Origin of the sequence: Nesterenkonia sandarakina (genome assembly GCF_013410215.1) — a bacterium.
Lineage (GTDB): Bacteria > Actinomycetota > Actinomycetes > Actinomycetales > Micrococcaceae > Nesterenkonia > Nesterenkonia sandarakina.
In genome coordinates this window covers 2,608,188-2,622,341 of record NZ_JACCFQ010000001.1, presented here as the reverse complement: position 1 = coordinate 2,622,341, position 14,154 = coordinate 2,608,188, and the positions used below count along the sequence as shown (strand labels likewise).

12 protein-coding genes are annotated in these 14,154 nt (G+C 67.7%); 6 read left to right on the top strand and 6 right to left on the bottom strand.

Annotated elements, in window-relative coordinates:
• Positions 1 to 19: 19 nt before the first annotated feature.
• The 3 genes from HNR11_RS12010 to aceE form a co-directional block, all read right to left on the bottom strand.
• Entirely contained in the window at positions 20 to 943 is a 924-nt protein-coding gene (locus tag HNR11_RS12010) for an acyltransferase domain-containing protein (RefSeq protein ID WP_179442579.1), read from the bottom strand.
• 91 nt (positions 944 to 1,034) lie between these two features.
• The gene (locus tag HNR11_RS12005) at positions 1,035 to 2,210 is read right to left on the bottom strand and encodes a PucR family transcriptional regulator (RefSeq protein WP_058889084.1); all 1,176 of its coding nucleotides are present in this window, start codon (positions 2,208 to 2,210) and stop codon (positions 1,035 to 1,037) included.
• Positions 2,211 to 2,456: 246 nt separating this feature from the next.
• Positions 2,457 to 5,195, bottom strand: coding sequence for a pyruvate dehydrogenase (acetyl-transferring), homodimeric type (gene aceE, locus HNR11_RS12000; protein WP_058889085.1), 2,739 nt, complete (start codon positions 5,193 to 5,195; stop codon positions 2,457 to 2,459).
• A gap of 247 nt (positions 5,196 to 5,442) precedes the next feature.
• On the opposite strand from aceE, the gene HNR11_RS11995 reads away from it, so the two are divergent.
• Positions 5,443 to 5,919 (top strand): DUF3052 family protein, encoded by a 477-nt coding sequence (locus HNR11_RS11995; protein ID WP_083504914.1) that lies wholly within the window; start codon positions 5,443 to 5,445, stop codon positions 5,917 to 5,919.
• The gene (locus tag HNR11_RS11990; protein WP_343050670.1) at positions 5,916 to 6,461 is read left to right on the top strand and encodes a redoxin domain-containing protein; all 546 of its coding nucleotides are present in this window, start codon (positions 5,916 to 5,918) and stop codon (positions 6,459 to 6,461) included. Before HNR11_RS11995 ends, HNR11_RS11990 begins: the two co-directional genes overlap by 4 nt.
• On the opposite strand, the gene HNR11_RS11985 is transcribed toward HNR11_RS11990, so the two are convergent.
• From HNR11_RS11985 to HNR11_RS11975, 3 genes are read right to left on the bottom strand one after another with little or no spacing between them, the layout of a single operon-like run.
• Entirely contained in the window at positions 6,440 to 7,576 is a 1,137-nt protein-coding gene (locus HNR11_RS11985; protein ID WP_179442578.1) for a COX15/CtaA family protein, read from the bottom strand. The two genes, HNR11_RS11990 and HNR11_RS11985, sit on opposite strands and share 22 nt — an antisense overlap.
• A gap of 8 nt (positions 7,577 to 7,584) precedes the next feature.
• Positions 7,585 to 8,346: an ABC transporter permease gene (locus HNR11_RS11980; protein WP_179442577.1), complete on the bottom strand. Its 762-nt coding sequence runs from the start codon at positions 8,344 to 8,346 to the stop codon at positions 7,585 to 7,587.
• On the bottom strand, positions 8,343 to 9,317 hold the full coding sequence (locus tag HNR11_RS11975) for an ABC transporter ATP-binding protein (RefSeq protein ID WP_310735367.1): 975 nt from the start codon (positions 9,315 to 9,317) through the stop codon (positions 8,343 to 8,345). The genes HNR11_RS11980 and HNR11_RS11975 overlap by 4 nt, the downstream gene beginning before the upstream one ends.
• Positions 9,318 to 9,480: 163 nt before the next feature.
• On the opposite strand from HNR11_RS11975, the gene HNR11_RS11970 reads away from it, so the two are divergent.
• From HNR11_RS11970 to sufC, 4 genes are all read left to right on the top strand, one after another.
• On the top strand, positions 9,481 to 10,401 hold the full coding sequence (locus tag HNR11_RS11970; RefSeq protein WP_179442576.1) for a helix-turn-helix transcriptional regulator: 921 nt from the start codon (positions 9,481 to 9,483) through the stop codon (positions 10,399 to 10,401).
• The gene (gene sufB, locus HNR11_RS11965) at positions 10,398 to 11,855 is read left to right on the top strand and encodes a Fe-S cluster assembly protein SufB (protein WP_179442575.1); all 1,458 of its coding nucleotides are present in this window, start codon (positions 10,398 to 10,400) and stop codon (positions 11,853 to 11,855) included. Before HNR11_RS11970 ends, sufB begins: the two co-directional genes overlap by 4 nt.
• A gap of 138 nt (positions 11,856 to 11,993) precedes the next feature.
• Positions 11,994 to 13,283: a Fe-S cluster assembly protein SufD gene (gene sufD, locus HNR11_RS11960; RefSeq protein ID WP_179442574.1), complete on the top strand. Its 1,290-nt coding sequence runs from the start codon at positions 11,994 to 11,996 to the stop codon at positions 13,281 to 13,283.
• 102 nt (positions 13,284 to 13,385) lie between these two features.
• Positions 13,386 to 14,147: a Fe-S cluster assembly ATPase SufC gene (sufC, locus tag HNR11_RS11955; RefSeq protein ID WP_179442572.1), complete on the top strand. Its 762-nt coding sequence runs from the start codon at positions 13,386 to 13,388 to the stop codon at positions 14,145 to 14,147.
• Positions 14,148 to 14,154 lie beyond the last annotated feature (7 nt).

Genomic DNA, 14,154 nt, shown 5'->3' with positions numbered 1-14,154 from the left:
GGAGCACGGGCCCTTCGGCTCAACCCGCATGCTCGGCGATGAATTCCGCAGCGGCGTCGATGTCTGCGGGAGTCTTCACGGCCAGGGACTTCACGCCCTTGAGCCCGCGTTTGGCCAGGCCAGTGAGCGTGCCGCCGGGCAGCAGCTCCAGGACGCCGGTGACCTCGGCGTCTGCCATGGTCTCCATGCACAGGTCCCAGCGCACCGGTCGGGTCACCTGATCCACCAGGCGCTGCAGGACCTCTTCTCCAGAGGTGACATAGCCGCCGTCGCGGTTGGAGATCAGCCGGTGGCGGGGATCGGTGACCGTGAACTCGGCTGCGGCGGCGGCGAGGGACTGCTGCGCGGGAGCCATGAAGTCGGTGTGGAACGCGCCGGCCACCGTGAGCGGGATCACCCGGGCGCGAGTCGGTGGGTTGGCCTCGAGCGCGGCGAGCTTGTCCAGCTCCCCGGCCGCGACGATCTGCCCCGGGCCGTTGGCGTTGGCGGGGGTCAGCCCGGCGTCGGCGATCGCCTGCCGGACCTCGTCCTCTGCCCCGCCGACCACGGCCGCCATGGAGGTGGGCACCGCGGCTGCTGCGGCCGCCATGGAGGTAGCCCGTACCTTGATGAACTCCAGCGCCTGCTGATGGGTGAGCACCCCGGCCAGGACCGCGGCGGGAACCTCTCCCACGGAGTGTCCCGCAAAGAGCACCCGCTCCGGGTTCAGCGCCGAGAGGTCCAGCGCGGAGGCGCTGAGCAGGGAGGCCGCCACGATCAGCGGCTGAGCGACGGCGGTGTCTCGGATCGTCTCGGAGTCAGAGACGGTTCCGTGGGTGACCAGGTCGGTGCCGGAGTGCTGGGAGTAGGTGTCAAGTGCGGCGCGGGAGGCGTCGTCACGGATCCATTCCGAGAGGAAGCCTTGGGTCTGGGACCCCTGTCCGGGGCAAACTATGGCAAGCACAACTCCAACTTCCCATATGGGGGCTGATTTTCGGCGGTCATGGGCTCACCAAGCTCGCACGTGGCGTTTGTAGGTACCCTACAACGCGTGGTCAGAGGCGTCCTACGGCGAGGGCGGTCTGCAGCACGTAGGCGTCTCGCGGGTTCACCGGGTCCCACCCGGTGACATCCGTGACCCGGCGAAGCCGGTAGCGCACAGTGTTGGTGTGGACGAAGAGCTCGCGCGCCGTGGCCTCAAGCGAGTGGCCGGCCTCCAGGTAAGCCGTGACGGTCTCGAGCAGCCCGTTCCCGGCCGCGCGGAGCACCTCGAAGATGCTCTCGCGCAGCGCGGTCTTCGCGGTCTCGTCCCCGCACAGCGCCCGTTCCGGAAGCAGGTCCTCCGCGGCGACCGGGCGCGGGGCGGAGGTCCAGGCGCCCGCGGCGCCGAACCCGATGAAGGCCGACTGTGCGCTGGCGTGTGCCTGGCTGATCGACCCAGCGAAGCTGGCGAAGACCACCTGGCCGGCGCCGAAGCGCGGGATGATCCGCTCCAGGCCCGCCTCGAGCTCGGTGACCCGGCCCAGGAGCAGGATCAGCCGGTCACCGTGGACCCCGACGACAGCATCGGCGGAGAAGCGCACACACTGCCGGCGCAGCTGCGAGATGAACACGGCGTCGGCCTGTTCCGGGGCCTCCCCGACGACGACGACGACCCCCTCGTGGCTGCGCCACCCCACGGCCGCGGCCCGGGAGGCGATCTGCTCCGCAGGCTCCCCGCGCAGCACCGCGTCCACCAGGAGCGCCTCCAGGCGGGAATCCCATGCCCCGCGGGACTCTGCGGCGCGCGCGTAGACGTCCGCGATCGCGAAGGCGACCTCACGGGAGTAGCGCAGCACCGCCTCGAGCATCAGCTGCTGATCCTGGGCCGGGACCAGGCCGGGCAGTCGCTGCTCCACGGCTTCGACGATGCTGCGGATCAGCTGCAGCGCGCGCTGCAGCGAGATGGTGCGCATCAGGTCGGTCGGGGCGCTGCCGAGCAGTTCGTTGACCAGGGGCAGCGAGCGTGAGGACGGGTTCTCCAGCCACGTGATCAGCCCCCCGATGCCGCGCTGGGCGATCAGGCGCAGCGAGGCGCGCTCATCGGTGCTCAGCTGGCGGTACCAGGTGAGGGTCTCTTCCAGATGGCAGTTGACCTCGTGGGTGAGGTTGCCCGCGTCGGAGCGGAGCACCTCCAGGGCCTCCCAGGAGACCGGTACGGGCCCTGGTGTCGTCGGAGCAGATGCAGTCATGCTCTGGAGCCTAGGGCGTGTGCCGGTGACCCGCCAGTTGTGCGATCCCTACAAACACCGATCCGAGGGTGGTGGAGGGCTGATCAGGGGCCTGCGGCACTCCGCGAGGCGGTCCGCGCCACGGTGCGGCCCAGCAACGCAGCAGGGCCCGGCGTCATGACCCCAGCGACGCAGAAGGGCCCGGAGCTGCTGCTCCGGGCCCTTCTGGTGCTCATCTCCGCCCCGGCTCAGCCGGGGTGGTGGGGATCAGCCGTCTTCGACCTCACCGGAGGCGCCGGCGTTGACGTTGCCCAGGTCGTACTTCTTCATCGCCTCGACCGGGACACCGGCGTCGATGTCGCCGTCCTCGGCGAGCATCTGCAGTGCGCGCACCACCATCGAGTGGGCGTCGATCTTGAAGTGCCGCCGGGCTGCGGCGCGGGTGTCGGAGAAGCCGAAGTCGTCGGCCCCCAGCGTCGCGAAACGGTTCGGCAGGAACTGCCGGATCTGATCCGGGACCTGCGTGGCGAAGTCGCTGGTCGCGATGATCGGACCCTCGGCGCCTTCCATCTGCTGGGTCACGAAGGGAACCTCGGGCTCCCGCTCGGGGTCCAGCATGGCTGACTGCTCCACATGCAGCGCCTGGCGGCGCAGCTCGTTCCAGGAGGTCACCGACCACACATCGGCGGAGACGCCCCACTCCTCGGCGAGGATCTCGGCGGCATCCTTGGCCCAGGGCACACCGACTCCGGAGCCCAGGAGCTGGACCTTCGGGCCGTCCTGCTCCGAGACGGAGAGCCGGTAGATCCCGCGCTTGACACCTTCGATGTCCAAGCCCTCGGGCTCGGGAAGGTGCTGGACCGGCTCGTTGTAGACGGTGATGTAGTACATCACGTTGTGGTCACCGTCATGATCGCCGTACATCTCGTACAGCCCGTTCTCCATGATGTGCGCGATCTCATAGCCGAACGCGGGGTCGAAGTGCTTCACCGCGGGGTTGGTCGCCGCCAGCAGCGGGGAGTGCCCATCGAGGTGCTGCAGACCTTCGCCCACCAGCGTGGTGCGCCCGGCCGTGGCACCGATGATGAAGCCGCGGGCCAGCTGATCCGCCGCGGCCCAGAAGGAGTCACCGGTGCGCTGGAACCCGAACATCGAATAGAAGATGTAGAACGGGATCATGGTCTCGCCATGTGTGGCGTAGGAGGTGCCGGCCGCGGTGAAGGCCGCAGTGGCTCCGGCCTCGTTGATGCCCGGGTGGATCATCTGACCCTGCGGGGACTCCTTGTACGCCAGCATCAGCTCGCGGTCCACGGAGATGTAGTTCTGCCCCTTGGGGTTGTAGATCTTCGCCGTGGGGAAGAACGAGTCCATCCCGAAGGTGCGTGCCTCATCCGGGATGATCGGCACGATCCGGTGCCCGATGTTCTTGTCCCGCATCAGATCCTTCAGCAGCCGGACCAGCGCCATGGTGGTGGCGGCCTTCTGCTTGCCTGAGCCCTTCTTGGCCTGCGCATACGTCTTCGCCTCGGGAAGGATCAACCCTTCGCCGGCGGTGCGACGCTCGGGAACCGATCCACCCAGGCCCTGACGACGCTCGAGGGTGTACTTGACCTCCTCGGAGTCCGCACCGGGGTGGTAGTACGGCACGTTGTAGGGATCGGCTTCGATCTGCTCGTCGCTGACCGGGATCCGCAGCGTGTCGCGGAACCGCTTGAGGTCATCGACGGTGAGCTTCTTCATCTGGTGGGTCGCATTGCGCCCCTCGAAGCTCGGGCCCAGTCCGTAGCCCTTGACCGTCTGGGCCAGGATCACGGTGGGCTTGCCGGTGGCTTCTGTGGCCGCCTTGTATGCGGAGTAGACCTTCTTATAGTCGTGTCCGCCGCGCTTGAGGTTCCAGATGTCGTCGTCGGACATGTCCGCGACGAGCTCCTTGGTCTTCGCGGAACGGCCGAAGAAGTGCTCGCGCACGAAGGACCCGGATTCCGCCTTATAGGTCTGGTAGTCACCATCCAGGGTCTCGTTCATGACCCGAACCAGCTCGCCGTCGTCGTCCTTGTCCAGCAGCTCGTCCCACTCGCGGCCCCAGAGCACCTTGATCACGTTCCAGCCGGCGCCGCGGAAGAATGCCTCCAGCTCCTGGACGATCTTGCCGTTGCCGCGCACCGGACCGTCGAGGCGCTGCAGGTTGCAGTTGACCACGAAGTTCAGATTGTCGAGCTTCTCGTTCGCCGCCAGCTGGAGCAGCCCGCGGGATTCCGGCTCGTCCATCTCTCCATCGCCCAGGAACGCCCAGACCTGCTGCTCCGAGGTGTCCTTGATCCCGCGGTTGTGCAGGTACCGGTTGAACTGGGCCTGGTAGATCGCGTTCATCGGACCGATGCCCATGGACACGGTCGGGAACTGCCAGAACTCGGGCATCAGCCGCGGGTGCGGGTAGGAGCTCAGACCGTTGGGGGCCTTCGAGCGCTCCTGACGGAACCCGTCGAGCTGGGCCTCGGTGAGCCGACCCTCAAGGTAGGCGCGGGAGTAGTTGCCGGGGGAGGAGTGCCCCTGGAAGAAGATCTGGTCCCCGCCGCCGGGATGATCGGCGCCGCGGAAGAAGTGGTTCAGGCCCACCTCGTAGAGGGTGGCGACTCCGGCGTAGGAGGAGATGTGCCCTCCGACCGAGATGTCACCGCGCTGGGCACGGTGGACCATGATGGCCGCGTTCCAGCGCAGGATGCGGCGCACCCGGCGCTCCATCTCCTCGTCGCCGGGGAAGTCAGGTTCCTGGTCCACCGGGATCGTGTTGACGTAGTCAGTGGTGGTGACCATCGGGACCTCGATGGACTTCGCCCCGGCCCGCTGCAGCAGGGAGCGGATGATGTACTCCGCGCGCTCGGTGCCGTGGAATTCCACGAGCTGGTCAAAAGACTCCAGCCATTCCTGGGTCTCCTCCGGATCCAGGTCCGGGAGTTGGTTCGTCAGTCCGCTGCGGATATGGGAGTTCTCTTCACCAGCGCTCACGGGTCACCTCTCAAGGGGTAAGGGTGGCGGGTCATGCGCTCCGCAGACAGGGATGTGCCACGGGCGGGACCCACAAGGTCATCTGCCGCCGGTTGTTTGGCGGCCGAATTTCAGCTCAACTCTACCCGCTCAGGTGGTGTCGCACTTCCCGAACCGACAGGGGTCCGCGTAACGTTGCTGGTGGCGGCCCCTTCCCTTGCGGAGGAGCCGCGCTCCAGACGCTAATGAAAGAGGAAGGGAACCTCAGGTGAGTCAGGCTTCTGCAGCCGAGGATCCGTCGGGCATCGCGACGGACCACAAGAACGACGCCGGAACCAACGTCGTCTCGCTCGGCGACCTGCTCCAGGAGCTCGGGCTCAAGCCCGACTCGCTGGTCCAGGAGATCGGTGTGGATGAGGACGTCGACGACGACTTCCGTGACCGTCTGGAGGACCTCCTCGACGAGGAGCTGCTCGACGAGGACGTCCAAGAGGTCGTCGACGCCGTGCTGGTCTGGTTCCGAGACGGCGACGATGACCTCACGGACGCGCTGGTGGACGCCCTGGCCACCCTGGACGAGGGCGGCGTGCTGTGGCTGCTGACCCCACGGTCGGGTCGCGAGGGTTACGTCGCGCCGGTGGAGATCCAGGACGCGGCGCCGAACGCCGGACTCCATGTCACCTCCTCCGCCGGAGTGAGCACCCACTGGGCCGCCACCCGGCTGATGGGCCGCAAGAAGCAGTGACCGCCTCGCGGCTCCCGAGGATCGGCGAGCCGGCGCCGGGATTCTCGGGGCGCACCCAGCACGGGGAGGTGCTCGAGCTCGATCAGCTCCGTGGCACACCGGTGCTGCTGCTGTTCTACCCCTTCGCCTTCAGCCGGGTCTGTGATTCCGAGCTGCAGGCCCTCACGGCGCGCCGAGGCAGCATCCGTGAGACCTCGGCGCGCGTACTGGCCATCAGCTGCGACCCGATCCACAGTCTGCGCGCCTACGCCGAGATGCTGCGCTCCGAGGACCGGGCCGACCCGGCACCTGATTCCGACCCTGCGCCTGATTCCGACCCTGCCTCCCGGGCCGGTGAGCTGGGCTTCGATCTGGTCAGTGACTTCTGGCCGCACGGCGAGATCGCCCAGCGCTACGGCGCCTTCGATCCGGTCACCGGGGCAGCCCAGCGCATCAGCTTCCTGTTGGACTCAGAGCTGCGCCTGGCGAAAGTCGACTCGGTTCCCGCAACTCAGACGCGGGATCTCGACGCGACCCTGGTTCAGCTGGCGCGGCTGGGCTGAGCAAGTCCCGGCTGGCCGGCCGGCTCGGCCGGAGCCTGGGAGAGGCCCCGGGTGCGATACCGGGCGCGGTAGCTGTCGAAGACCGCGGTGGCGGTGACCACCAGCAGCGCCGATCCCAGCATGTGCAGCCCGACGAGCAGGACCGGCAGCCCGGTGAAGTGCTGGACGTATCCGATGACGCCCTGGGCGATGATGATGACGAAGAGTCCCCAGGCGCTGCGCCGCTGGTTCGCCGCGGCGCCGATTTGATGCTGGCGCACCAGAAGCGCGATCGCTGCGAAGCACAGCACGTAGACCGGGACCACATGCATCCGGGTCACCAGGTCCGGGTCGAAGAGATGCCGCGGCGACCCGGGGTCCCCGGCGTGCGGGCCGGTTCCGGTGACCACAGTGCCCAGGAAGACCGAGACCCAGGTCGAGATCAGGATCACCGGGGCCATCGCTGAGGTCACTGCGTCGGAGGGGCCGTGGCTCATCCGGATCCCGGCCACGCCGTCGCGGTCTGCCGCAGTCCCAGCGGCGGAGCTGGTCTGGAACTCCGGGCCGGACCCCGCGTCGGAGGCCGCGGTGGCGCTCTGAGTGGCGTCCATGCCCGCCTGCTGGCCGGCGTCCTGACCGGCTTCGCGGGCCACCCGCCGCTCCAGGCGGATCCGATTCAGCAGCATGGTGGAGACCATGACCAGCGCCGCGGAGAGCAGGAAGTGCAGCCCCACGATCCAGGGGTTCAGGTTCGTCCACACCGTGATGCCCCCGATGACGGCCTGCAGCGGGATCCCGGCCAGGATCACCAGGCTCATCCGGAACAGCGCACGGTGACTGCGCCGCAGCCGCAGCAGCGCGAAGAACATCAGCGCGCAGATCAGCACCAGCACGTAGGTCAACAGCCGGTTTCCGAACTCGATGGCGCCGTGCAGTCCCATCTCCTGGGTTGCGACCCAGGACTCCGGGGTGCAGCGCGGCCACTCCGGACAGCCGAGCCCGGAGGCGGTCAGCCGGACCGCGCCTCCGGTGAGGATGATGGCGATGTTGCTGACCAGCGTCGCCCAGGCCACCACCTGGGTGGCGCGGGTGATGCGCGTGGGCAGGTTGTTGCGAAAGGCTTCGATCATATTCATCGGGAACTTCATCGCCAGTTGAACCACCTTCGTGCGGCCAGGACGGCCAGTGCGGCCCACCCGGCGAGAATCAGAGCTTCCAGGACAGGGAACGAGCCATCGAAGGACGCGGAGCGCAGGCCCTCACCCAGCGCTGCGGAGGGAAGCAGCAGCAGCAGCGCCCCGGCGCCGTCGTGGTTGAGCGGGAACACCGAGCCGCCGGCGGCGCCGAGCAGCACCCAGATGACATTGGTCAGGGCCAGGGTCGCCTCGGCGCGCACCGTGCCGGCCAGCAGCAGCCCCAGCGCGGTGAACGCGGTGGCGCCCAGGACGACGACGACGCCCAGCCACACCAGTCCCACCGGGTCTGGGCTCCACCCCAGGATCAGCCCGGCGGCGCCGATCACCAGCACCTGCACGGCGACCACCGCGAGCACGGCGATGGCTTTGCCCAGGATCAGGCCCGTGGCTCCCAGGGGTGTGGTGGCCAGATACGCCAGCACCCCGTACTGCCGTTCGAAGCCGGTGGCGATGCCCTGGCCGGTGAACGCCGAGGCCATCACGGCCAGGGCCAGCACGCCGGGGGTGATCACATCGATGCTGGGAGTCCCGGCGGAGGTGATCAGCTCCAGGCGGTGGGCGCCGAAGAGCACCAGCAGCGGCAGGATCAGCGAGACCAGCAGCTGCTCGCCGTTCCGCAGCACATTGCGGGTCTCGTAGAGCCCGTGCGCAAGCACCCGGCGGATGGCCGGGCGCGGCGCCGGCGCCAGCGGAGCGTGCAGAGAGCTCATGCGGCAGAGACCTCCCAAAAGACGTCTTCCAGTGTGCGAGCCTCCATACGGACCTCCACGGGCATCATGTCGATCAGCTCCCACCAGGCCGCGAGTTCGCGAAGCTGTGCCGGGCCGGTCAGGCGCGAGGTCGTCCAGGTGGCACCTGGGGCGTTATCGGTGCCGCCGTCGAGCTCGATGCTCACCGGCGCGCTCGCGATCTCGGCGCGGGTCAGGGTTCTGGCCGCCGTGAAGACCATCCGGCGCGCCGCGCCGTCGGTGGAACCGGTGCCCGCCGACCCGGCGCCGGTGAGCTCGGCGACGGATCCGTGGCGCACCACTTCGCCGTCCTTGAGGATGAAGACCGAATCCGCGAGCTTCTGGGCCTCCTCGAGCAGGTGGGTGGTCAAGACGATGCCCATTCCCATTTCCCGGAGCTCCCCGATCAGCGCGAAGACGGTCTGCCGGGACTGCGGGTCCAGTCCGGCGGTGGGCTCGTCCAGGAAGACCACCTCGGGGCGGCCGAGCAGACTGGCGGCCAGCGCGACCCGCTGCCTCTGTCCGCCGGAGAGGCGGCGGATGGAGGTGCGCAGGAAATCACCCATGCCCAGCCGCTCCACCAGGTCCTCCACCGGCCAGGGGTTCTGGTGCAGGGCGGCCACATGATGAAGCAGCGCGCGGGGCTGGACCGATTGCGGCATGCCACCGTCCTGGAGCATCACCCCGACCCGAGCGCGGAGCTTCGCGTCAGCTCGGAAGGGGTCCTCGCCCAGCAGCGCGACGGTGCCCTGAGAGGGATGCAGCAGTCCCTGGGCGCAGCTCAGCGTAGTCGTCTTGCCGGCGCCGTTGGGCCCGAGCAGGACCGTGACCTCCCCGGAACGAGCCGTGAGGTCCACGCCGCGCAGGATCTCCTTGAGTCCCTGCGGGCTGCGAGCTGAGCCGACGGCATAGCGCACGTGGCGCAGAGTCAGACAGGGCGAAAACTGGGGCACCGCACCAGTCTACATTTCTACACCCCGTAGAAGATCGCGGGGGACGCTCCGGGTCCTGTTCCACGTGCTGGTGATGCGACGCCGGGACCAGGCCTGCGGGCACTGAGCACTACTTAGGTCGACCTTGCTGGCGGCTTTGTTCTGAATAGGTCAGAATAGAGTCATGTATTCGCCCGCGTCCGAGCCTGCCGCCGCAGCGCCTGCCTCACCTGAGGTGGACGCAGCCGAGCCCGGCGCCCCGGCCGAGGTGATCCGCGAGGCGGAAAGCACCACCCGGCAGCGGGTCCTGCAGCTGGTGGTCGAGGAGGGCCCGATCAGTGCCGCCGCACTGGGGGACCAGCTCCAGCTCACCGCAGCCGCAGTGCGCCGCCACCTGGACGCGATGACCGAACAAGGCATCCTCGAGGTCAAGAATGTCACGACGCGGCGCCGCGGGGCCGGCCGGCCCTCGCGACGCTATGTGGTCTCCCAGCGCGGCCAGCGCACCATGGGGGATGACTACCTCGGCCTGGTCAAGACCGCACTGGGGCTGCTGGAAGAGGGACCCGCCGCTCCCGAGGCAGAGATCTCCGCAGCGGCCGGGCTGGCCCGGGAGTACTTCTCCGACTTCGAGCGGCGCTGGGAGCCGGAGCTCTCCGCGATCGAGGACCTCGATGCGCGCACCGAGCGTCTCTCGGAGCTCTTCAACGAGGCCGGGTTCGCCGGGTTCACCCGCCTGGTGGGCCGAGACAACCCACTTCTGGCCATGCAGTCCACTCAGCTGTGTCAGGGTCACTGCCCGATCCGGGAAATAGCCGCGGCCCATCCGGTGTTCTGTGAGGAGGAGACCGATATGATCTCCCGCCTGCTCGACGTCGATGTCAGGCGGCTTTCCACACAGGCGGCCGGTGCCCATGTCTGCACCACCCACGTCCCTGTGGGCCGCGAGAAGCTCGCCGCAGAGCAGCGGGCGCGTGCCGCTGCCAGCGCAGAGGCAGAACTACAGATCAGCGCCGCAGACGGTGCGACACATCAGTCGCGCAAGGTCAGCGGCGGACGAAAGCGAATCGTCATTTCCCCCCGTCAACAAGAGAGGTTGTCATGACCGAGCAGATCCAGCGCGAGAACGACCAGGGGGTCATCTCCGACATCTTGGAGCGCAACCCCGAGCTCCACGGCATCGGTTCCTACGAATACGGCTGGGCGGACTCCGACACCGCCGGAGCCAACGCCAAGCGTGGCATCGACGAAGCGGTCGTGGAGGACATCTCCTCGAAGAAGAGCGAAGCCGAGTGGATGCTCAAGCTGCGCAAGAAGGGCCTGAAGTACTTCCAGCGCAAGCCCATGCCCATGTGGGGTGCTGACCTCTCCGGGATCGACTTCGACAACATCAAGTACTTCGTGCGCTCCACCGAGAAGCAGGCGAAGACCTGGGAGGATCTCCCCGAGGACATCCGCAACACCTACGAGAAGCTCGGAATCCCCGAGGCCGAGCGTGAGCGTCTGGTCTCCGGCGTCGCAGCCCAGTACGAGTCCGAGGTCGTCTACCACCAGATCCGCGAGGACCTGGAGGAGCAGGGCGTGATCTTCATGGACACCGACACCGCCCTGAAGGAGCACCCTGAGTTCTTCGAGGAGTACTTCGGCTCGGTCATCCCGGTGGGCGACAACAAGTTCGCGGCGCTGAACACCGCGGTGTGGTCCGGCGGCTCCTTCGTCTACGTCCCCAAGGGCGTGCACGTGGAGATCCCGCTGCAGGCCTACTTCCGGATCAACACCGAGAACATGGGTCAGTTCGAGCGGACCCTGATCATCGCGGACGAGGACTCCTACGTCCACTACATCGAAGGCTGCACCGCTCCGATCTATGACTCCGACTCGCTGCACTCCGCCGTGGTGGAGATCGTGGTGAAGAAGAACGCCCGCGTTCGCTACACCACCATCCAGAACTGGTCCACCAACGTGTACAACCTGGTGACCAAGCGCGCCGTGGTCGACGCCGGCGGCACCATGGAGTGGATCGACGGCAACATCGGGTCCAAGGTGACCATGAAGTACCCCGCCGTCTACCTCACCGGTGAGCACGCCAAGGGCGAGACGCTCTCGGTGGCCTTCGCCGGCGAGGGCCAGCACCAGGACACCGGTTCCAAGATGGTCCACATGGCGCCGAACACCTCCTCCACGATCGTCTCGAAGTCCGTGGCCCGCAACGGTGGACGCGCGGCCTACCGCGGTCTGGTCCAGATCAACGAGGGCGCCTCGAACTCCGCGAACTCGGTGGTCTGTGACGCCCTGCTGGTGGACACGATCTCCCGGTCCGACACCTACCCGTACATCGACATCCGCGAAGACGACGTCACCCTGGGCCACGAGGCCACGGTCTCGAAGGTCTCTGAGGACCAGCTCTTCTACCTGATGGCCCGCGGCCTGGCCGAGGACGAGGCCATGGCGATGATCGTGCGCGGCTTCATCGAGCCGATCGCCCGCGAGCTGCCCATGGAGTACGCCCTGGAGCTCAACCGCCTGATCGAGCTGCAGATGGAAGGCTCGGTCGGCTGACCCAGCGTTCTCCAGGCATCCTCCCAGCCGCCCGGTCCCGCACAGGAGCCGGGCGGCTGGGGTCTGCCGTCCACCGCAGCGCCTCCGTTGAACCGCGCACGCAGACCCGCGCATGAAGAAACAAGGGAAGAGAAACACATGACGAATTCCGCGTCCGCCGATCAGGCGGAACAGGTCGCAGGAGTCGAGGTCGGGGAAGCCCGCATCACGATCCCCGGCATGAGCGAGGAGGGCGAGAACCTCGCCACCGCCCATGAGGAGACCGAACACACCCATGGCGGCCTCGGCGAGTCCACCGTCAAGGCCAAGTCCGGCGGCTCCCGCGCCGACCGCACCACCAGCCTGGACGTCGCCGACTTCGCCGTGCCCACCGGGCGCGAGGAGGAGTGGCGCTTCTCCCCGCTGAAGAAGCTGGGCCGGGTGCTCTCCGACGCGGCCACCCAGACCCCGGTGCGCCTGAAGGTCCGCAACCTGGCCGAGGGCGTCACCCAGGGCGAGCTCGCCCAGGCCCAGTCCCCGCGCGGCACCGTGTTCTCGGCAGCCGATCGCGCCGCCGTCGTCGGGTACAGCCAGACCGAGAAGGCCGATCACATCAAGGTCGCCGCCGACACCGAGCTGACCGAGCCGGTGTTCCTGGACATCACCGGTGAGGCCGCCGGCCAGCGCGCCAACGGGCACCTCGTGCTCGAAGCCGGCACGCACTCCAAGGTGGTCTTCGTCATGGAGCACCGCGGCTCCGCCGATGCCAACCTCAACGTGGAGGTGATCGCGCGCGACGGCTCCGACGTCACAGTGGTCTCCCTGCAGCGCTGGGACGAGGACGCCATCCACGTGGGCCAGCAGGACGCCGAGGTGGGTCGTGACGCGAAGTACAAGCACATCTCGGTCACCCTGGGCGGCGAGGTCGTGCGGCTGAACTCCAACGTCCGCTACGCAGCCGAGGGTGGGGAAGCGGCCATGTATGGTCTCTACTTCGCCGATGCCGGCCAGCACCTGGAGCACCGCAGCTTCGTGGACCACAACTCCCCGCGGAACAGCTCCAATGTGCTCTACAAGGGCGCGCTGCAGGGCCAGGACGCGCGCACCGTCTGGGTCGGTGACGTGCTCATCCGCAAGGCGGCCGAGGGCACCGACTCCTATGAGAAGAACCAGAACCTGATCCTCACCGACGGCGCCCGCGCCGACTCGATCCCGAACCTGGAGATCGAGACCGGACTCATCGAGGGTGCAGGACACGCCTCCTCCACCGGACGCTTCGACGAGAACCACCTGTTCTACCTGATGGCTCGCGGCATCCCTGAGAAGGAGGCCCGCCAGCTCGTGGTGCGCGGGTTCCTCAACGAGATCGTCCAGGCCATCGGCGTGGAGTCGATCGAGGACAGCGTCCAGCAGGATCTGGAGAACGAACTGAAGATCGCCGGCTTCTAGAGACAGCCTCCGCTGCCCGGTCTCAGCTGACCCCCAGGGCCGCCGCGGCTCGTTCGCTCCATCATCAACACCTCACAGAACCAAGCAAAGGACACGCAAAGAATGTCTACTCTCGAGATCAAGGACCTGCACGTCTCCATCGAGACCGAGCAGGGCTCCAAAGAGATCCTCAAAGGCGTCACCCTGACCATCAAGTCCGGCGAGATCCACGCCATCATGGGCCCCAACGGCTCCGGGAAGTCCACACTGGCCTCCACCATCGCCGGGCACCCGCGCTACCAGGTGACCTCCGGGACCATCACCATGGACGGCGAAGACGTGCTGGAGATGTCCGTGGACGAGCGCGCCCGCGCCGGCCTGTTCCTGGCCATGCAGTACCCCGTCGAGGTCCCCGGGGTGACCATGACCAACTTCCTGCGCACCGCCAAGACCGCCATCGACGGCGAGGCCCCGAAGCTGCGCACCTGGACCAAGGACGTCCGCGGCGCCATGGAGAAGCTCAAGATCGACGCCGACTTCGCCAACCGCAACGTCAACGAGGGCTTCTCCGGCGGTGAGAAGAAGCGCGTGGAGATCCTGCAGATGGAGCTGTTCAAGCCCAAGTTCGCCGTGCTCGACGAGACCGACTCCGGTCTGGACATCGACGCCCTGCGCGTGGTCTCCGACGGTGTCAACCGGGCGCACTCCGAGAACGACATGGGCACCCTGCTGATCACCCACTACACGCGGATCCTGAACTACATCACTCCGCAGTTCGTCCACGTCTTCGTCGACGGCCGCGTCGCCGAGCAGGGCGGGCCGGAGCTGGCCGACGAGCTCGAGGCCAACGGCTACGACCGCTTCCTCGCCCCGGTCCAGGCCTGAGCAGCAC